20 protein-coding genes are annotated in these 19,747 nt (G+C 60.1%); all 20 read left to right on the top strand.

The genetic code is table 11. From position 1 onward, the window contains the following. Nucleotides 1-9: 9 nt before the first annotated feature. The 20 genes from JHB91_RS04295 to JHB91_RS04200 all read left to right on the top strand — a co-directional run bounded on the left by JHB91_RS04295 (nt 10) and on the right by JHB91_RS04200 (nt 19,728). Nucleotides 10-1,032 (top strand): hypothetical protein, encoded by a 1,023-nt coding sequence (locus tag JHB91_RS04295; protein ID WP_199471712.1) that lies wholly within the window; start codon nt 10-12, stop codon nt 1,030-1,032. Then, nucleotides 1,029-2,279 carry a hypothetical protein gene (locus tag JHB91_RS04290; RefSeq protein ID WP_199471710.1) on the top strand — a complete coding sequence of 417 codons (1,251 nt, stop codon included), beginning with the start codon at nt 1,029-1,031 and terminating at the stop codon, nt 2,277-2,279. The genes JHB91_RS04295 and JHB91_RS04290 overlap by 4 nt, the downstream gene beginning before the upstream one ends. Nucleotides 2,280-2,287: 8 nt before the next feature. Then, nucleotides 2,288-3,520, top strand: coding sequence for a glycosyltransferase (locus tag JHB91_RS04285; protein ID WP_199471707.1), 1,233 nt, complete (start codon nt 2,288-2,290; stop codon nt 3,518-3,520). Beyond that, nucleotides 3,520-4,437, top strand: a complete 918-nt coding sequence (locus JHB91_RS04280; RefSeq protein ID WP_199471704.1) for a glycosyltransferase family A protein — start codon at nt 3,520-3,522, stop codon at nt 4,435-4,437. Before JHB91_RS04285 ends, JHB91_RS04280 begins: the two co-directional genes overlap by 1 nt. An 84-nt stretch (nt 4,438-4,521) precedes the next feature. Next, on the top strand, nt 4,522-5,223 hold the full coding sequence (locus JHB91_RS04275) for a class I SAM-dependent methyltransferase (protein WP_199471701.1): 702 nt from the start codon (nt 4,522-4,524) through the stop codon (nt 5,221-5,223). Between the two features lie 12 nt (nt 5,224-5,235). Next, a complete protein-coding gene (locus JHB91_RS04270; RefSeq protein ID WP_199471700.1) occupies nt 5,236-6,417 on the top strand; it encodes a glycosyltransferase in 1,182 nt (393 codons plus the stop codon). Between the two features lie 19 nt (nt 6,418-6,436). Next, the gene (locus JHB91_RS04265) at nt 6,437-7,471 is read left to right on the top strand and encodes a polysaccharide biosynthesis protein (protein ID WP_199471696.1); all 1,035 of its coding nucleotides are present in this window, start codon (nt 6,437-6,439) and stop codon (nt 7,469-7,471) included. Between the two features lies 1 nt (nt 7,472). Beyond that, on the top strand, nt 7,473-8,579 hold the full coding sequence (locus JHB91_RS04260) for an NAD-dependent epimerase/dehydratase family protein (protein ID WP_199471694.1): 1,107 nt from the start codon (nt 7,473-7,475) through the stop codon (nt 8,577-8,579). Continuing rightward, nucleotides 8,576-9,712 (top strand): UDP-N-acetylglucosamine 2-epimerase (non-hydrolyzing), encoded by a 1,137-nt coding sequence (gene wecB, locus JHB91_RS04255; RefSeq protein ID WP_233398514.1) that lies wholly within the window; start codon nt 8,576-8,578, stop codon nt 9,710-9,712. Before JHB91_RS04260 ends, wecB begins: the two co-directional genes overlap by 4 nt. Before the next feature lie 544 nt (nt 9,713-10,256). Next, the gene (locus JHB91_RS14085) at nt 10,257-10,928 is read left to right on the top strand and encodes a glycosyltransferase (RefSeq protein WP_233398513.1); all 672 of its coding nucleotides are present in this window, start codon (nt 10,257-10,259) and stop codon (nt 10,926-10,928) included. Then, complete coding sequence (locus JHB91_RS04245; protein WP_343225052.1) at nt 10,925-12,073, top strand: glycosyltransferase family 4 protein; 1,149 nt, start codon at nt 10,925-10,927, stop codon at nt 12,071-12,073. Before JHB91_RS14085 ends, JHB91_RS04245 begins: the two co-directional genes overlap by 4 nt. Continuing rightward, the gene (locus JHB91_RS04240) at nt 12,066-13,244 is read left to right on the top strand and encodes a LegC family aminotransferase (protein WP_233398512.1); all 1,179 of its coding nucleotides are present in this window, start codon (nt 12,066-12,068) and stop codon (nt 13,242-13,244) included. The genes JHB91_RS04245 and JHB91_RS04240 overlap by 8 nt, the downstream gene beginning before the upstream one ends. After that, nucleotides 13,241-14,428 (top strand): UDP-N-acetylglucosamine 4,6-dehydratase, encoded by a 1,188-nt coding sequence (locus JHB91_RS04235; protein WP_199471691.1) that lies wholly within the window; start codon nt 13,241-13,243, stop codon nt 14,426-14,428. Before JHB91_RS04240 ends, JHB91_RS04235 begins: the two co-directional genes overlap by 4 nt. 1 nt (nt 14,429) lies before the next feature. After that, the gene (locus tag JHB91_RS04230; protein WP_199471690.1) at nt 14,430-15,128 is read left to right on the top strand and encodes a sugar transferase; all 699 of its coding nucleotides are present in this window, start codon (nt 14,430-14,432) and stop codon (nt 15,126-15,128) included. Continuing rightward, nucleotides 15,125-15,703, top strand: coding sequence for a GNAT family N-acetyltransferase (locus JHB91_RS04225; RefSeq protein ID WP_199471689.1), 579 nt, complete (start codon nt 15,125-15,127; stop codon nt 15,701-15,703). The genes JHB91_RS04230 and JHB91_RS04225 overlap by 4 nt, the downstream gene beginning before the upstream one ends. A gap of 21 nt (nt 15,704-15,724) precedes the next feature. Continuing rightward, a complete protein-coding gene (locus JHB91_RS04220) occupies nt 15,725-16,204 on the top strand; it encodes a VanZ family protein (protein ID WP_199471687.1) in 480 nt (159 codons plus the stop codon). Nucleotides 16,205-16,273: 69 nt separating this feature from the next. Then, nucleotides 16,274-17,620, top strand: a complete 1,347-nt coding sequence (locus JHB91_RS04215) for a phosphomannomutase (RefSeq protein WP_199471685.1) — start codon at nt 16,274-16,276, stop codon at nt 17,618-17,620. A gap of 83 nt (nt 17,621-17,703) precedes the next feature. Further along, nucleotides 17,704-18,057 (top strand): excalibur calcium-binding domain-containing protein, encoded by a 354-nt coding sequence (locus JHB91_RS14050; RefSeq protein ID WP_343225051.1) that lies wholly within the window; start codon nt 17,704-17,706, stop codon nt 18,055-18,057. A 276-nt stretch (nt 18,058-18,333) separates the two neighbouring features. After that, nucleotides 18,334-19,047: a hypothetical protein gene (locus JHB91_RS04205; protein WP_199471680.1), complete on the top strand. Its 714-nt coding sequence runs from the start codon at nt 18,334-18,336 to the stop codon at nt 19,045-19,047. Between the two features lie 150 nt (nt 19,048-19,197). Further along, nucleotides 19,198-19,728, top strand: coding sequence for an outer membrane beta-barrel protein (locus JHB91_RS04200; protein WP_199471679.1), 531 nt, complete (start codon nt 19,198-19,200; stop codon nt 19,726-19,728). The last annotated feature ends 19 nt before the right edge of the window (nt 19,729-19,747 follow it).

Genomic DNA, 19,747 nt, shown 5'->3' with positions numbered 1-19,747 from the left:
TGGGCGGATATGACAAGCGTTGAAGGTGGTCTGGGTCTCAGTGAAACAAATGCAGTGTTCATCGTGCGATCGGTGGGCGAACGTACCGAACAAGCGTGCATCGCGTCTTTAGCTGCAGCGGGCGTCCCGGAACACTCGGTACGTGTTGTCAACGAGGCTCCATTCAGTCAGGCCTTGGTGCGATCTTTCGAGCTTGGGGTGGAGTCAGGATGTAAATGGACATTCTGCGTCGACGCCGACATGGTGTTCCGCGGTGGAGCAATAGCTACCCTGCTAGCGCGCGCCGAGACTCTTGGTAATTCGGATCTGGGGCTTAATTCCCTAATTCTAGATAAGTTCACGATCTCAATAAGGACAGCGGGGGTCCATCTCTACAGAAGTGAGCACTTGCCCAGGGCTTTGGAGTTGCTGCGCATAAGTAGCGCGTCCATCCGGCCCGAAACAGCGTTGAAACAGGCCATGGCACGCGAAGGCCATGCGTGGCATTTGTTGCCGTTTGTTTCAGGTGTTCACGACTTTGAACAAGGTTTCGAGGATATTTTCCGCAAGTCCTACGTGCACGCGAACAAGCACTTGCTGCATTTGCCACGGTTGCTTCCGCTCTGGCGTGAGTTATCGGTGGAGGATCCGGATTTCAGGGTTGCGATCGAAGGAGCAGCCTTCGGGATTCGCGAGCGTCAGAGCGTCACGATCGACAAGCGGTTGAAGCACGTGAATGAGGCCTGGTGTTCATTGGGTATTGCAGAGAAAGCGCCCCTGCAGTTGAAGACGCTAGATCCCTCAGCCATCGATGCACTGCTCAATGGTTGGGCCTTACATAATTTGGAAGTGCACGGAGTGCGAGCCTCGCGGGATAGAATCGTGAGGGCTAATCTTGAAGACGACCCGGGTGCGATGCTTGCCCTCTGGCAAGACATCAATGCCCTCATCGATACAAGGGGCACGCCGGGGGCCCTTGCGTATGCTGCTGGTGCCGTATTCAAGGGCATTGGGAATAGCCTTCAGCGTGCCAAATCTCCCTTGCGACGATGAAACTTCGAATCCTGACGGCTCAGAACATCGCGGTCAGCGGTGTAGCTATCTGGGCAACGGCGCCGACGTTGGCGTATGGCGGACTGTATCGAATAATTGTCGCGCTGCTTGTGTTGATTTGGTTCGCACTCGAGGCCGGGCGCCCGGGAGGGCTGGTCAGGCGTCCCACGCGGCGGGCCTTGCTGGTGCTGGCGTATATTCTATGCCTGAGTACCATCGAAGTGATCTTTGGACCCCGTGGAGCGGTGACGCTAGCCCAGCTCTATATATTTCTCTTCTTCTTTGCCGTTTATGAGAGTAGAAGGCGGGAAATTTCAACTCTGGAGCCGGTGTTCTGGTGTGTTGTGGCGACGTTGCCGGTCTGGATGTACAAGACGTACGGCGCGTTGCAGTTGAATCCAGGAGTCGCAAGAATGCTGGTACGAGACTCCCAAGAGGCCTTGGAACTTTCATCTCAGGGGGTTGGCGGTTATGGCTTGGTATATCTTTCTGTATTGCTGATGCCAGTGCTGGTGAGCTTGGTTCCACTGCACTCGACGCAATTGCTTGCCAATCTCCGCCCTAGCAAGGCCAGGACCTATGCCGCCAAGTTGGCCTTGTTTGCATGCATTGTTTTCGGGTTGGCCTTGATTGCCTCCGCAGGCTATTCAATCGCTCTGTACTCGACGGTGTTGGGTGTTTCGCTCTCTCTCGCGTTCAATCGCAGTGCTGGCGCGGGTTTGATTGTTCGTGCACTCGTCGTGATGGTCTGTTTCCTCATCGTGCTGGCATATCTGCCGAACATTCTACAAAAGCTCCTCATCCTCATGGATGGAACACTTTTCGAAAAGAAGATCTCCGATCTTCTGAATTCGCTTCAGGCAACAAGCGCTGCGGGAACTCTGGGGGATAGAGTTGATATGTATTCGAGAAGCGTCGAATCTTTCGTGGCGAACCCTGTTTTTGGTTCATTACAAAGCGGAGGGCACTCCGCTGTCCTAGACCAGTTCGGACGCTATGGTCTCTTCATTGGCATACTCTTTGTGTGGATCCTGTTTTTTGTACCGCTGCGTGATTTGCGAGCCGGTGGTTCGGGGGTTGGTGTTTCACTTGCATTCATGGCCGCATTCGTCCCCGTAACCGTGTTGAATACACTGGTAGGAGCATTTGGAATCGCTGTTTACGTGATGTTTCCAGTGGCCGCGACAATGATCAGGCGCAAACGTCCTAGCAATGGCGAGTCTGGAGTCGGCGGGGTAAGTCTCTAGTGCGAATCTTGTGGACGACGAACATCGTGCTTCCTTCAGTTGCAAATGATTTCGGACTGCCGATTACGCCATTCGGTGGCTGGTTGCAATCGCTCTTGTCGTCATTGGCTGCTCACCAGGGTCTCCGCCTGGGAGTTGCGATGCGCGCTAATGTGAAATCGCATCGCAAACTGGTTAGGGATGGTGTCGAATATCATGTATTTCCGTCTTCCATATTGAATCGTCACGATATTGATCCTGTGGTTTGTGCGCGTATCCTCGAAGATTTCTCGCCCGATATCCTGCATGCACACGGTTCGGAGATGGCGTCCACTGCTCGCTTCATGTCAATGTGGAATGGTCCAAAGGTGTTGAGTCTGCAGGGAATTCTCTCGGGCATACTGCCCATGCTGGAAGGAGGCGGGACCATTAGGGCCGCTTCATTGGCGGATATAGTCATGATCGCAATGTTGCGGGCGAAGTCGCGCTTTGTTTTTACCCCGCGAGTTGCGGCTGAGAACATTTGCTTGAGGCGCGCCCACGTGGTGCTGGGAAGGACCGCGTGGGATCGTGCCTACTCCCGCGCCGTCAATTCCGATGCTCACTACGTGCAGTGCGGCGAGATGCTTCGCGAAGAGTTCTTCGCCAAGCGCTGGACCAATGTAGGAAAATTGCCCCATACGTTGTTCATGGGTAATGCGTCCGTTCCCCTGAAGGGGGCACATATTGCGCTGAGAGCGCTTGCGGTGCTGAAGCGAACGTATCCATCCGTATTGCTGAAGATTGCCGGACCCTCCATCTCAAGCGCCAACCCTAGTGCGTGGGCCACATACTTGGGATATCTGCGACGCCTGATTTCAAGCATGGGCCTTGATGGGAATGTGGAGTTCCTCGGGGTGCTCAATCCAGAGGACATGGCCAATCACATGGTGCGCGCACACGTTTACCTGTTGCCGTCACTCATCGAAAATAGCCCGAACACCTTGGGCGAAGCGATGTGGATGGGAATTCCTAGCGTGTGTTCGTTCGTCGGCGGCGTACCGTCAGTCGCGGCCCACGAGAAGGAAGCGCTGTTCTACAGCGCGACGGATCATATGATGCTTGCCGAACAGATCAGTAGACTTTTTGACAATGATGGATTGTGTGACGAACTCTCGAGCCATGCGCGAACTAGGGCAATCCAGAACCACGATGAGGCGCTGATCGTCGGCACAGTGTTCGATGCCTACCGCTCTCTCTCCATTTCGAGGATCGATACGTGATGGGCGAACTTGCCCCGGTAGTTGTCTTTGCATTCAATCGGCCTGCCCATCTGTCCCAGTGCCTTACTGCCTTGGCGGCAGACAGTCTAGCCCCGCAAACCAAGGTTTACGTCATGGCGGACGGGCCACGGGGTGAGCATGATAATGCCGGGGTCTCGGCGGTCCGAGAATTGATCAGCGACCCTAGGTGGAAACAGAGCTTTGCTGAGTTCGAACTCAGATGCTCCAGTGCTAATCGCGGTTTGGCGGCGTCGATAATCGGAGGCGTGACCGGGATTCTCGTCGATTTCGATAGGGTGATTGTATTGGAGGATGATTTGGTCGTGGCCGATGGGTTCTTGAAGTATATGAATGACTGCCTCGACCTGTTCACAGGCGCCCACGGTATAGCCTCCGTGTCAGGTTACTGCCCCTTGGCGAAGATTCCGGATGCATACGAATACGACCTGATGGCTGTTCCCCGGATGTGTAGTCATGGCTGGGGTACGTGGAGGGATCGGTGGATGTCGGTCGATTGGGAGCGGCGCGATTACTCTGAAATCTGGACCAATCGGTTGCTGCGCGCGCGTATGACTGCGACCGGGGAAGATCAGCTATACCGGCTTCGTCGCCAAGTGACCGGCGTGATTCGAACTTGGGCCATTCTTTTCCAAGCTTGGTTGATCTTGGAAAATAAATATACGATCTACCCGCGCAGAAACATGGTGAACAACATTGGTTTCGATGGAAGCGGTACTCATACCCGGGCGGTCGATAAAATGTTCTCGGATATCGATACATCGGTGCATGGATTGAGAATACATGAAGTGGATCCGAATGAAACGGTCATAAAAGCATTCCATAAAGTCTATTCTGGCGGCGCACTGGGTCGGTTGAAGAGGTTTTTGCTCAACATCTTTCCGCCGCGAATTGCATGAACCTGGAGAATCGAAATGGCAAAAAATAGACCCCTTCGCGGCGTTAGGTACAGGCTAGGTCCCGTCGAGACGATCATTTCGGACTTGATCGATGCGCGTGGAGTGGTGGATATCCTCGAGATTGGGTGCGGCTTTGGCCTGCCAATGCTGGAATTGAAGCGTAAATTCGGCGACAGCATAAACATTACCGGCATCAACAGAGATGCGAAATTCAACGATCCGCGCAGAGCGCTCGTCGAGGGCGTGAAAAAGCGATGTTTCTGGCCTTGGGAAATATATACGTACGAGAGCAAATATGGTTTCCCTGCGTATGTCAATTGTGATGCTGGCGCGGGGCTGCCGTTTCCGGACCAAACCTTTGATTTCATTTACAGCATTGCGACGACCTTCTTTGTGCCGGACAAACTTAATCTCCTTTCTGAAGTCAACCGAGTTCTAAAGAATGAGTCCAACGCCAGAATCCACTTTGTCCTCAGAGCCAGCGAGTCATGCGCGCCATCGCAGTTGCCGCATGCCGATTGCGACAACTTGTGTGAGATTTCTTCAGCTGCAGGCGAAGTTCTCGACACGAGGCAGTTCCTTGAGAGCCATTCGGGCATCGCGTTCAAGAAGAGCCCCTGCGGCGATGCGGAGTTCCTAGAGTTGGAGAAGAGCCAGTCTCTGGATTTCCAGACGCGTTATCTCGATGGAGTTTTCTTGAGTGAGATGAACTCCGCATGGACCCCCTATGTCCGCAGTCGGTATCAGGCGATGGCGATCCCGGCTCGAGAAAGCGCGCAGAAATGATGATCAACGATGATGGGCGATAAGCGCCCCTGGGTGGCCTATGTTGGACCCTTTCCCTATCCGGAAGGGGCGGCCGCTTCCAGACGTGTTTTGGGTGTCGCGGAAAGCCTTTCGCTGGCGGGGCTCGACGTTGTAATTGCGAGTGGCGCTGGGGAGTCATCCCAAGATGAGGGCAGGGTGGTTGCGCAGCAAGACGGTATCGTCTATTGCCATTTGAATGAACGCGTTGCCGAGAACTGGCCACGCGCCTTACGACGTCTGCGGTATGCATGGATGGGCGGACGCACTGTGGACTGGCTGGCGTCGCAGCCGACGAGACCGAAGGCGGTTATTCTCTACAGCGGTTATTCGCCTTACCTTCAGCGCCTCTTGCCCTGGTGCAAGGGCAATAATGTACGCTTGATTTTTGATGCTGTTGAATGGTACGAGCCGGCGCGACCGTGGGGGTATCTGACTTCTCCCTATCAATGGAATATTGAATGGGCGATGCGTCGTTTAGTTCCACAGGTCGATGGTGTTATCGCGATAAGCCGATATCTTGCGGATTACTACCATGACCTTGGCCTGCAGGTAGCGGTCGTACCTCCCACCACCAGCACAATCGCCCTACATGACTGGCAGCCGAGCAGGCAACTGCGGCTTTGCTACGCAGGCAATCCTGGCACCAAGGATGATCTGGGCGCTGTTTTGCGTGCGGTGGCGAATCTGGTAGTGCAAGGGGCTTCGATCCATCTGACCGTAGCGGGGCCTGACGCGGCGCAGGTCATGAGTATGCTTGGTGGACCGTCAGGTCAACAGCTTCCTTGGCTGAGCACCCCAGGCATGTTGAACCACGACGACGTTCAGAAGGTCGTCGGTGGTGCGGATTTTAGCGTCTTTACCCGGCGGAAAGGTCGATTGTCGCAGGCGGGGTTCCCCACTAAGTTCGTGGAAAGCTTCGCTTCAGGAACACCCGTAATTGCCAACCTCACCAGTGATATGCATCTGCATTTACGGGAGGGGCTGACGGGGTTCGTGTGCGAGAGGCCGGACTCGGTCGGCATTGCTTCAGCTTTGTCGCGCGCGCTGGGATTGGACGAAGCGGCTATGCGGTCCATGCGCGAGGCCTGCATATCACAAGCATGGGGTGCGTTTCATCCCGCCGGGTACGTGGATGCCTTGCGAGACCTTGTCGATGTAGGAATCTCCACGTGAAAAAACGGAAGGAATTTGGATGTTTCAGAACAACACGCTCCTGATCAGTGGTGGCACCGGCTCCTTCGGTAATGCCGTGCTGCGCCGCTTCTTGCGGACCGACATAGGCGAGATCCGCATCCTGAGCCGCGACGAGAAGAAGCAGGACGACATGCGCAAGCGTTATGCGTCCGACAACCTAAAGTTCTACATCGGCGACGTGCGCGACCCGGCCAGCGTTATGAACGCGATGCGCGGGGTGGATTACGTGTTCCATGCGGCCGCATTGAAGCAGGTCCCGTCATGCGAGTTCCATCCAATGGAGGCCGTGAAGACCAATATCGTAGGCACGGAGAACACGACCGAGGCCGCGATCCAGTGCGGCGTGAAGCGCATGATCTGCCTGAGTACCGATAAGGCGGTCTATCCGATCAACGCCATGGGCATCTCCAAAGCGATGATGGAGAAGGTGTTCGTGGCCAAATCGCGTAATGTCGACCCCGCGAAGACGACGATCTGCGGCACGCGCTACGGCAACGTGATGGCCTCGCGTGGTTCTGTAATCCCGCTGTTCGTCAAACAGATCAATACCAGTACTCCTATCACCATTACAGACCCGGAAATGACCCGGTTCATGATGACATTGGACGATGCCGTGGATCTGGTGCTGTACGCGTTTGAGCATGGGAACAGCGGTGACATTTTCGTTCAGAAGGCGCCCGCTGCGACGATGCACACCTTAGCGTTAGCGCTGATCGAATTGCTGGGTAAGCCCGATCATCCCATTCGCATCATCGGTACGCGCCACGGCGAAAAGAAACACGAGGCCCTGATGAGCCGAGAGGAAATGGCCCATGCGCAAGACCTACCCGGATATTTCCGGGTGCCGCCAGACTTGCGGGATCTGAACTACGGCAAATTCGTGGAGCAGGGTGAAAAGCGCATTAGCGACGCCACCGACTATACCTCCGCGAATACGGAACGGCTGGACCTGGGGGGCATGAAGGCCCTGCTGATGAAGCTGGACTTCATCCAGGATCTCGTGGCTGGTCGCCCCGCCAGACCGGTGGATTGAGATGAAGGTCTTGGTTACCGGCGCCGACGGCTTCATCGGCAAGAACCTGTGCGTGATGCTGGCGGAACGCCAAGCCTACGAAGTGCTTCCGATCACCCGCAGCACGAGTGTCGCGGATCTCGCCGCTGCGGTGGTGGACGCGGACGCCGTGATTCATCTGGCCGGAGTCAACCGACCGCAGGATCCGGCCGAGTTCGCCGTGGGCAATGCAGATTTCACCAGCCGTCTATGCGACCTGATCTTAGCGACGCGCAAACCCGTGCCGGTCGCATTTGCGTCTTCCATTCACGTCGAACTCGACACTCCGTATGGCATCAGTAAGCGTACTGCAGAAGAGCATTTGCGGCAGTACTCACAGGCGAGTGGCGGGCCCGTTGCGTTGTATCGCTTGGCAAACGTGTTCGGTAAGTGGAGCCGCCCGAACTACAACTCCGCGGTGGCCTCGTTCTGCCACAACGTTGCGCGTGGCCTGCCTATCCGTATCGATGACTCTGCCGCGACCGTGCAGCTGGTTTACGTGGATGATGTGGTGGCCGAATTGCTGCGCTTCTTGGCTGATCCGGGGCAGGGCGTACGCCTGGCCGAGGCAGAGCCGGTCTACGCCACAACGGTCGGTGAGCTGGCGAGCCAGATTAGGGCCTTTCGCGAGGTGCGCAGCACCCTAGTCACCGAACGAGTCGGGACCGGGCTGGTGCGCGCGCTCTACGCCACCTATGTGAGCTTCCTGCCGCCGGATGCGTTTAGCTATGGTGTGCCCAAGTACAGTGATGCTCGCGGCGTCTTCGTCGAAATGCTCAAGACTCCGGATTGTGGGCAGTTTTCGTTCTTTACCGCCCACCCCGGCATCACCCGCGGCGGACATTACCACCACACCAAGACCGAGAAGTTTCTCATCATTAAAGGCCATGCGCGCTACCGCTTCCGACACCTGCTAACAGACGAAACCTTTGAAGTCGAAAGTGACGGGAGCCAGCCGCTAGTGGTCGAAACCATCCCCGGTTGGGCGCATGACATCACTAATATCGGCGCTGAAGAACTGGTGGTGATGCTGTGGGCCAATGAAGTCTTCGATCGTCAATATCCGGATACCGTGGCAAGCGAGGTATGAACATGCGCAAGTTGAGGGTCGCCACCATACTTGGTACGCGCCCAGAGATCATCCGCCTGTCGCGCGTGATGGCAGCATTGGATGAACATTGCGACCACGTTCTGGTGCACACCGGCCAGAACTACGATTATGAGCTGAACGGCATCTTTTTCGAGGACCTTGGCATCCGCAAGCCGGATTGCTTCCTTGCGGCGGCGGGTGCAACCGGCGCGGAAACCATCGGTAAAGTGATCATCGCCGCCGATGGCGCCTTGGCCCAGATCCAGCCAGATGCGGTTCTCGTGCTGGGAGATACCAACAGCTGCCTGGCGGTCATCCCGGCCAAGCGCCGCAAGATCCCCACCTTCCACATGGAAGCCGGCAATCGCTGTTTCGACATGCGCGTGCCGGAGGAGATCAATCGCCGCATCGTCGACCACACCGCCGACATCAACTTGACCTACAGTGACATCGCCCGCGAATACCTGCTGGCCGAAGGCCTGCCGCCGGATCGGATCATCAAGACTGGGAGTCCGATGTGCGAGGTGCTGGCGCATTACGCACCAAGGATCGTTGCTTCGGATGTGCTCGATCGGCTCGGATTGCAGCCAAGCAAGTATTTCGTGGTCAGCGCGCACCGCGAGGAGAATATCGAATGCGACCGCAACTTCGCCGGCCTGATCGAAACATTAAATATGGTCGCCGCCACCTACGAACTGCCGGTGGTGGTTTCCACACACCCGCGCACTCGCAAGCGCATTGATGCGACGGGCATCCAGCTCGACAGCAGAGTGCAGTTGCTCAAGCCGTTGGGCTTCAGCGATTACGTGCGGTTGCAGAGAGACGCAAGGGCGGTGCTTTCCGACAGTGGCACCATCAACGAAGAGGCGTCCATTCTCAACTTCCGGGCGCTCAACCTCCGCGATACGCATGAACGCCCCGAAGGCATGGAAGAAGCTGCGGTGATGATGGTCGGGATGAACACCGAGCGCGTTATGCAGGGTTTGGCGATACTAGGATCGCAACACGTCGGTGAAGCACGAATGTTACGCCAGGTGGCGGACTACAGCATGCCGAACGTGTCTGAGAAGGTCGTTCGCATCATCCATAGTTACGTGGATTACGTAAACCAAGTGGTGTGGCGGAAATGGTGAACCCGAGATGAGTTCTGTCGCGAGCAGAACTAGTTTGGTGGAGGGAGCCGCCGTCCGGTTGTTGGTCCATTACTCGGTGTTGAATCGCGGGGGGGCCGAGAAGTCAATACTGAGATTGCTGACAGCGCTCGCAGAGCGTGGTTGTGAGGTGCATCTAGTGTTGACCAGCGCGGGCGGCGCGCTCGAACCTGACGTCGATGCGAGGGTGACGATCCATCATCTCCGAACGATACGCACTTGGCTGCCGGTCAGCACTATTCCCGTACTTGGAACGATTTTGCTCACTGCGAAGTGGCTAGCGGCCCGATGTCAAGAGACATGGCGTCGTCGCCGATTTCGGTCAACTGGATTTGATGCTGCCATTTGCGGGTCGGCAGGGCTCTCACCAGACTTCATATGCAATGTGGTGGATGCACGGAAGCGTTTCGTATTCATACGCAGCGATCCGGGGATGGTTGCCGATGGGCGGTGGGGCGGCAACATCCGCAACTTTCACCGTTGCATTGATGCTTATCTCTGCGTGTCTGATTCTGTGAGACGTTCGATGCAGATCGAGTACCCCGAGGTCGGTGAGAAATGTGTTACTTCCTATAATCTTTTGAATGTGAATGAGATGCTGGCGAGGGCGGATGGATACCCGAACCCGTTTGGGGCAAGCCCGGACAGCCTATGTGTCCTCACCGTATGTCGCTTGCAGGAGGTGTCGAAGGGTCTGCTGCGGATGGTGGAGGTGCATCGGCGACTCTTGGAAGCAGGCGTTCCCCACCTCTGGCATGTCGTGGGCGATGGGCCGGATCGCGCATTGCTCGAACAGGCGATCCGTGCTCAGGGAGTATCCACGACCTTCAAGTTGCATGGTGCGATCGAGAACCCGTTTCCGTTTTACAAACATGCCGACATCTGCGCCGTTCTCTCTCGCTACGAAGGATTGTGCGGCGTCGTGAATGAGGCGCGCGGACTCGAACGCCCCGTCATCGCGACCCGGTTCGCGGGAATCGAAGAGCAGATCGAGGACGGCGTAAATGGTTTGATTGTGGAGCAAGATTTGGGGGCCATTTGCGACGGGCTCTCGTCGCTTATTCGCGATGCTGAATTGCGCGAGCGGCTCGCGCGGGGCGGCTATCCCAGGGAATTGCTGAATGATGATGCAAAAGTAGATGCGTTGATGGATATGGTGAGCGCAGTGCGTGGGTGGCCCGCGACGGAAACCCGGTGAAAGTACTGATCCTTGCCGGCTTCGCCGACTCGATTGCCGCCTTCAGAGGGGCACTGATCCGTGATCTCACGGATGCCGGTTGTGAGGTTCATATTGCGGCACCCGAATTGAAGTGGGGGCTAGATATTGGCGGGGCGCTCGGTCTGTCGCGAGACCGCTTCCACGACATTCCAATCAAGCGGACAGACACCGATCCCCTGACGGATCTGAGCGCAATGATCGCCTTGTGGCGTTTGATGCGAAAGCTGCGTCCTGACGTGACCTTGCCCTACACGGCCAAGCCTGTGATTTATGGGAGTTTGGCTGCGTGGCTGGCCCGTGTGCCAAGGCGGTTCGCCTTAGTCACGGGACTCGGGTACGCGTTCACTGGTGATCGCACGGGATCCATCAGGCGCATTGTCGGAACTTTGTACCGTTTGGCCTTCAGCAGGGTGCACAAAGTGTTCTTCCAGAATCCGGACGACGAGCGCGAATTCCGGGAAATGGGTTTGCTCCCCGCCAACATCCCTTCCGTGGTGGTGAATGGATCCGGCGTCGACGTAGCCTCGTACACTTTTCGAGCTCTGCCCGATGGCGCACCCGTCTTCCTGTTGATCGGCCGCCTGCTGGGCGACAAGGGCATACGTGAATACGCGGAAGCCGCTCGGCGCATCAAGGCACACCATCCCCGCGTGAGCTTTCGCCTTGTCGGCTGGCTCGATACGAACCCCGATGCAATTGCCCAGGCCGAGCTCAACACCTGGACCGCGGGAGGCACCGTGCAGTTCCTAGGCAGACTAAGCGACGTGCGTCCCGCGATCGCGGACAGCACGGTGTACGTCCTGCCGTCATATCGCGAAGGTACCCCACGTACCGTATTGGAAGCCATGGCCATGGGTCGCCCCATCATCACTACCGATGCCCCTGGTTGCCGGGAGACCGTAGTGGACGGCGAAAATGGCTTCCTGGTGCCTGTCAGGTCAGTGGACCCGCTGGTGACTGCGATGCTGCGTTTCATCGACAATCCCGAGCTGGCAGCGCGGATGGGCGCTCGCTCGCGGCAGATGGCCGAGGACAAGTACGACGTGCACAAGGTCAACGAGGTGATGCTCCGCGAGATGGGCCTCTTCGATCAGGAGATATTGAAGGTGACGCAACATGGTTGAGCGAGCTGCGTTGTTCCAACCAATGGTGGATCTTGTCCGGTCGATGTACGGCGGGGGGTTCATCCCGCTCCACCGCCCGGCGTTCGAGGGCAACGAGCGGCAGTATTTGGTCGATTGCATCGACTCAAATTTTGTGTCGTCGGTGGGTGCGCGGGTAGTCGAGTTCGAGCAGCAAATCGCTGCGTTCACCGGGGCGAATTTTGCCGTGGCCACGGTCAACGGCACCGCGGCACTGCACGTCGCGCTGGAGTTGGTTGGCGTGAAACACGGCGACGAGGTGATCACCCAGACGCTGACGTTCATTGCCACGTGTAATGCTATGAGCTATGCGGGCGCGCGGCCGGTATTCGTCGATGTCGACCGGGACACGATGGGCTTGAGCCCGGACGCGTTGCGTCGATTCCTTGCCGAACATGCCGAGGTACGCGACGGCCAGGTCTACAACAAGGGCACCGGCCGGCGCCTGGCGGCCTGCTTGCCAATGCACACCTTCGGCCATCCGTGTCGAATCGAGCAGATCGTCGCCATCTGCGAAGAGTACGGCATCGCGGTGGTCGAGGACGCGGCCGAGTCGCTGGGCAGCTACGTCGGCGCGCGCCATACGGGCACGTTCGGCAAGCTGGCCACGCTGAGCTTCAACGGCAACAAGGTGATCACCACCGGCGGCGGTGGCATGGTCATCACCGACGACGAGGCGCTGGCGAAGCGCGCCAAGCACCTGACCACCACGGCCAAGGTGCCGCACCCGTACGAGTTCGTGCACGACGAGATCGGCTACAACTACCGCATGCCCAACCTCAATGCTGCGCTCGGCTGCGCCCAGATGGAGCTGCTGTCGAAGATGCTGGAGATCAAGGCCGAGGTTGCGCAGCGCTACCGGGAGTTCTTTGCTGGCATTGGCACCCGCTTCGTCGAGCCGCTCCCTGGTACCACCGCCAACTACTGGTTGAACGCCATCGTGCTCGACTCCGAGGAGGAGCGTGACGCCTTCCTGCAGTACACCAACAGCCGCGAGGTGATGACCCGCCCGGTCTGGCGCCTGATGTCGCGCCTGCCCATGTTCCAGCACTGCCAGCATGACGGGTTGGAGAACTCCCGTTGGCTGGAAGCACGGGTGGTGAACCTGCCGTCCAGTGTTCCTGAAAGCGATTTTCCGAGGTTGCGTGCTTGAACATTCTTGAATTGATCGGCCGCACAGCGCCGCTCTTCGACACCGACATCCAGCGCCACGAAGCCGAACTCTCTAGCTTGGTGCATTCCGGCCGCTTTCTGGTGATCGGCGGCGCCGGCTCCATCGGCCAGGCCGTTACCCGCGAGATCTTCAAGCGCAAGCCCCGTGCCCTGCACGTGGTGGATATCAGTGAGAACAACATGGTCGAGCTGGTGCGGGACATCCGCAGCACGCTGGGCTACATCGACGGCGACTTCCGCACCTTCGCCATCGACTGCGGCAGCCGCGAGTTCGCCGCGCTGATGGCGGCGGGGCAGGGCTACGACTACGTGCTCAACCTCTCCGCGCTCAAGCACGTGCGCAGCGAGAAGGACCCGTTCACCCTGATGCGGCTGATCGAGGTGAACGTGCTCAACACCATCAGCACCATCGCCCAGGCGCAGGCGGGCGGGGCGCGCAAGTACTTCTGCGTGTCCACCGACAAGGCGGCGAACCCGGTCAACATGATGGGCGCCAGCAAGCGGATCATGGAGATGTTCCTGATGCGCGCCAGCCTGGAGCTGCCGATTTCCACGGCGCGGTTTGCCAATGTGGCGTTCTCGGATGGGTCGCTGCTGCACGGGTTCAACCAGCGGTTTGCGAAGCGGCAGCCGATTTCTGCGCCCAATGACGTGCGGCGCTACTTTGTGACGCCGCAGGAGTCGGGTGAGCTGTGCCTGAGCTCGTGCCTGCTAGGCGGGAATCGGGACATCTTCTTCCCCAAGCTGAGCGAAGAGCTGGACCTGACGCGTTTCTCGGATATCGCGGCGCGCTACCTGGAGTCGCTGGGCTTCGAGCCCCACGAGTGCGACAGCGAGGACGAGGCCCGCGACCGTGCGGACGAGCTGATCGCCGCCAAGAAGTGGCCGGTCTACTTCTTTGCCAGCGACACCACGGGCGAGAAGGACTTCGAGGAGTTCTTCACCGAGGCCGAAACGCTGGACATGGAGCGATTCGCGAACATCGGCGTGATCCTCAATGAGCCATCGTTCGACGACGCGCGGCTGGAGTACTTCCTGGCAACAATCGACGCTATCCGCGGTGGCGCCACCTGGGACAAGCCTGAGATCGTCGACCTCTTCAACCACATGATTGCGGACTTTGCCCACAAGGAAACGGGCAAATATCTCGACAATAGGATGTGACATGCAGCGATTGCTCGACATTGTGTTTTCCGGCGTGGCCCTGCTGGTGCTCTCGCCCCTGCTGGTGCCCATCGCCATCGCACTGCGCCTGAGCGGCGAGGGCGAAGTGTTCTACGTGCAGCAGCGAATCGGCCAAGGCGGTCGGCTCTTTGGCCTGTACAAGTTTGCGACCATGTTGAAGGACAGCCCCAACCTGGGCACCGGCACCGTGACCGTGAAGCACGACCCGCGGGTGCTGCCGATGGGCCGCTTTCTGCGCAAGACCAAGCTCAACGAACTGCCGCAGCTGCTGAACATCTTCAAGGGCGACATGAGCGTCATCGGGCCGCGGCCGCAGACGAAGCGCTGCTTTGACGCCTTCCCCGCGAGTTCGCAGGCTGAGATCATCAAGGTGCGGCCCGGCTTGTCCGGCGTGGGCTCCATCGTCTTTCGAGACGAAGAGGACCTGATGCACGCGAGCGCTGAACCCGAGCGTTTCTACGACGACGTGATCATGCCGTACAAGGGACGCCTCGAAGAGTGGTACGTGGCCAACCGGGGTTTGTGGACGTACCTGCGCTGCATCGTGGTGACGGCATGGGTGGTGCTGGTGCCAGCGTCGAACGCCATGTGGCGCGTGTTCCGCGGCCTGCCAGTACCGCCACAAGAGCTGGTTGCTGCCGGCGGTGCCCAAGGCGCCGCAACGCCGATCGCGCAATGACCCAGGCCGAGCGCTACCGACGGGTCGCGCGTCTGCATGTGCGCTGCCTGGATCAGGGGTTTCTGGCCACCCTGGGCGAAGGCTTTCTCGCTTTGATGTACGAAGCGATCGACCGCGCGGACGAAACCACGCTGCTGGTCGAAGAAGACAGCGGGCAGGTGCAGGGCTTCGTCACCGGCGGCACCGGCATGGGCGCCATCTACAAGCGGATGCTACGCAGCCCCGTGAGGCTGGCGCTGGCGCTCGCCCCGGCACTCGTGCGCCCCTCCAAGGTGCGGCGCATCCTCGAGATCGTGCGGTACTCCGGCGCTGGCGTGCTGCCCGCGGGCCTGCCCGAGGCCGAGTTGCTGAGCATTGCGGTGGCCCCCGAATGGCGCGGCAAGGCGGTTGCCGATCGGCTGTACGGTCGGCTGGTCGAGGACTTTCGGAAGCGCCGTGTGGAGGCATTCCGCATCACAGTAGGTGAAGCATTAGGCCCCGCGCACCGGTTCTACCAGCGCATGGGCGCGGAAGTAGTCGGCAAGGTTGAAGTCCATGGGGGCGAGCCTTCGAAGGTTTATGTGCATCGCATCTGATCCGGACGACGGGCCTTTCTGATGGGGCCGACGGACCTGTTGCTTGGCGCCATGGCATTGGTTGTAGGCCTGCTGCTGGCGTGGCGCAGTGGACCTGTTGCGCGCGTGGCACTCTTCGGGTCCGCGATGGTGATGTCTGCCCTGCTGTTCCTGCCTGGAGAGCAGATCACCGGGCTCCTCGGCAAGGATGGGGTCGGTGCATTGCACCAGTTTGCTGCCCGCACACCGTTGGATGTCTCCGAGTGGACACACTTCGTGATCTTTGTGTGGCTGGGTCTGCTGGTTTGGCTGTGTCGCGCGGACTTGCGGGGTTGGAAGGCCTGGGGACTGGTGGTGGGGCTCGCGGTTGCTGCGGAGCTGACGCAGGGCTTGGCGCCTGCCAGAGAACCGCGGGTCGATGACGTCCTGTTGAATCTTGCGGGCGGCATGGCCGGGTTACTGGTTGGCGTTGGCATCACGGTCGTGAGCAGCGCTCTATGCGGGGGGCGCGGCAGTCGTTGATCGCAGCATAGCGGTCGGCATCGGAGCCCACCGGTATGATCCGAGTCCCCGCACCGCTGGAGCACACCTTTGTCATCGAAAGCATTCAAGGCCTACGACATCCGCGGCCGGGTCCCCGATGAACTCGATGAAGCCCTGGCCATGCGCATCGGCGCGGCCACCTCGGAGCTGCTCGGCCCTGGTGCGGTTGTTATCGGGCACGACATCCGCCTGAGCAGTCCGTCGCTGCAGGCGGCCCTGGCGCAGGGCCTGCGCGAAGCCGGCCGCGAGGTCATCGATATCGGCCTCTGTGGCACCGAGGAGGTCTATTTCCAGACCGATCACCTCGGTGCGGCCGGTGGCGTGATGGTGACTGCCAGCCACAATCCCATGGACTACAACGGCCTGAAGCTGGTGCGCGAGAACGCGCGGCCGATCAGCGCCGACACCGGCCTGTTCACCATCCGCGACCGTGCGCTGTCCGACGACTTCACCGCGGGGCAGGGCACCGGCGGCAGACGCGCGATGACCGACAAGTCGGCGTATATCGCGCACCTGCTGACCTACGTGGCGGGCGTTGCGCTGAAGCCGTTGAAGATCGTCAGCAACCCGGGCAACGGCGGCGCCGGCACGGTCATCGACCTGCTGGCGCCGCACCTGCCGTTCGAGTTCGTGCGCGTGCAGCACGAGCCGGATGGCACCTTTCCGAACGGCATTCCCAACCCGCTGCTGCCCGACGCGCGTGCCGCCACCGCCGACGCGGTGAAAGCGCATGGCGCCGACTTCGGCATCGCCTGGGACGGCGACTTCGACCGCTGCTTCTTCTTCGACCACACCGGCCGCTTCATCGAGGGCTATTACCTGGTCGGGCTGCTGGCCAAGGCGCTGCTGGCGCGCAGCCCGGGCGGCAAGGTGGTGCACGACCCGCGGCTGCTGTGGAACACGGTGGAGATGGTGCGCGAGGCCGGCGGCACGCCCGTGCTGTGCAAGAGCGGCCACGCCTTCATCAAGGAGAAGATGCGCGCCGAGGACGCGCTCTACGGCGGCGAGATGAGCGCGCACCATTATTTCCGCGAGTTCGCCTACGCCGACTCCGGGATGATCCCGTGGCTGCTGATCGCGGCCCTGGTGTCGACGAGCGGGCTGTCGCTGGCGGAGCTGGTGGAAGACCGGATGGCGAAGTTCCCGTGCAGCGGCGAGATCAACTTCACGGTGGCGGATGCGGGGGCTTCGATCGCGGCGGTACTGGCGCATTTCAGTGCGTTGCAGCCGGAGTTGGATTACACGGATGGGTTGTCGGCGGATTTCGGGAATTGGCGCTTCAATCTGCGCAGCTCGAATACGGAGCCGCTGATCCGGTTGAACATCGAGACGCGGGGGGATGAGGAGTTGCTGCGGGAGAAGGTGGGGGAGATCAGTGGGTTGTTGATGGGGTGAGGGCGGGAGGGTAGGTCTCAGCTTGAGGGTGCGGCGTTGAACGTCGTGGGTGGATTGGCAGGTGGCGAACCTTGGGGGAGGGAATGCCTGTGTTGAAACAGATGATGCTTTGCACGCTGCTGCTGGCCGCGGGGCCCGTTGCCGCGCATAGCGGTGGCCTCAACAGCGAGGGCTGCCACACCAATCGCAGCACCGGCGAATACCACTGCCATCGCGGCCCGGCGCGTACGGCCGCGCCTGCACCGCCTGCGGCGCAACGTTTTGCGCCCGCCAACTCGGCGCCCGCTGGCGCTGCGGCTGGAACACGACCCTTTGTGAACTGCGACGCGGCCCGTGCGGCCGGGGCTGCGCCGGTGCGGCGCGGTGATCCGGGCTATGGGGCGCACCTGGATCGGGACAACGATGGGGTGGGGTGCGAGCCGTACCGGGGGAGGTAGGCGCTGGGGGCACGAGGTTCCAGACCTGGTGCATGAGGTTCCAGACCTCGTCGTTGACCTCCGTAACCTCATGCATGAAGTTCCAGGCCTCGTTGTTGACCTCCGTAACCTCATGCGTGAGGTTCCAGACCTCATCGTTGACCTCCGCAACCCCGCGCATGAGGCTCCAGACCTCGTCATTGACCTCCGCAACCTCGCGCATGAGGCTTGGGTCTCTACGCGATTGCCATGCGAGTGGCGCTACCGTCTGGCGTCTTTTCCCGATGCGAGTGCGTGATGAATCCACGGAAGTCGATGGCAGCGATCGTGATCCTGGCGCTGCTGGCCGCATGCGGCCGGCAGGACGCGCCGGATGCACGGTCGCCCGCCGCTGGTCCCGAAGATCCGATGGAGACGCCGGCGGTCGAGCCGCTGAGCGAATCGCATCCCGGTAGCGCGTCCGGACGGCCAGATGCCAGCGCGGAGTCCGCGGTCGCCTACACCCCGATCGAATCCCTGGCGCCAACGCGGCAGCTCGACGTCACCGTCGAAGGCCAGCGCGAGGCCCGCGAGGCACGCCTGTTCAAGAGTCCGCAGGGCTATGCCATCTACGTGCTGCCGCAGCTCGAGATGACGCCCGAAGAGCCCTGCTGCGACCTGGCGTACGCGCGCGTGGACGACGGCTTTTTCATGCGCATCGAGCGCATCGACGATGCGATGGACCTCGCCACGCTGCGCGAGAACATGCAGCTCGCCCTGTCCAACGTAGGCCCGGCGGAGGACGCGGGCATGCAGGCGTATTTTCCGCCGGAGGCGCGCGCCGACGTGGAGCTCTCGATGCGCGCGGTGGGCGACGGGGTGAGCATGGCGATGCTGGTGGCGCGCATCGATGGCGGGCGCTACCGGGTGACGCAGCACCTTCCGCACCGCGAGGCGCTGGAAGGGATCCCGCCGAGCTTCCGGGCGATGTTGGGCAGCCTGCGCACGACCGGCCCGAGAGCGGAAGGCTGAGCCGGTGGAGGCGGCGCGCAGCTTGAGCAGTGCGCCGCATCAAAGGGAAGTCCGCTGCTGGAACGATTTGTGACGATTTCGTTACTTCGTTCCGCGCGTGGGGTCTCCATGTTCCTGGGCGTGACTCACATAACCCAAGGAGCTCCACCCATGAACAAGACCAACCTGCTTGCCGGTACCGTCCTTGCCGCTGCCCTCGGCGCGCTGTCCTTCGGCGCCCAGGCCGCGGAGCCCGTCGGCTTCTATGCCGGCGCCGGTGTCGGCCAGTCGATGATCGACGAAGGCGTGCTCGATGAGGAAGAGACCGGCTTCCAGGTCTTCGGCGGCTACCAGTTGCACCCGAACTGGGGCTTCGAGCTGGGCTACACCGACTTCGGCAAGGTCGAGTACGCGGGCGTGGCCTCGCTGGAGGCCGACACGGTGTCGCTGGTCGCCGTAGGTACGCTGCCCTTCACCGAGAAGTTCTCGGGCTATGCCAAGGCAGGCTTCCACAGCTGGGATGCTGACGCCCGCGCGGCAGGCTACGGCAGCCTCTCCGACGACGGCACCGACCCGACCTATGGCCTGGGCCTGCAGTACCGGTTCACCGACACCGTGGCGCTGCGCGGCGAGTACAGCCGCTTCGAGATGGACGATGTGGATGTGGACCTGGCACAGGTGCAGGTGCGCTTCGACTTCTGAGTCGGTCGCGCGTCAAGCG

This window comes from Luteimonas sp. MC1828, from assembly GCF_016461615.1.
Lineage (GTDB): Bacteria > Pseudomonadota > Gammaproteobacteria > Xanthomonadales > Xanthomonadaceae > Luteimonas.
This window is presented reverse-complemented; position numbering and strand designations above follow the sequence as displayed.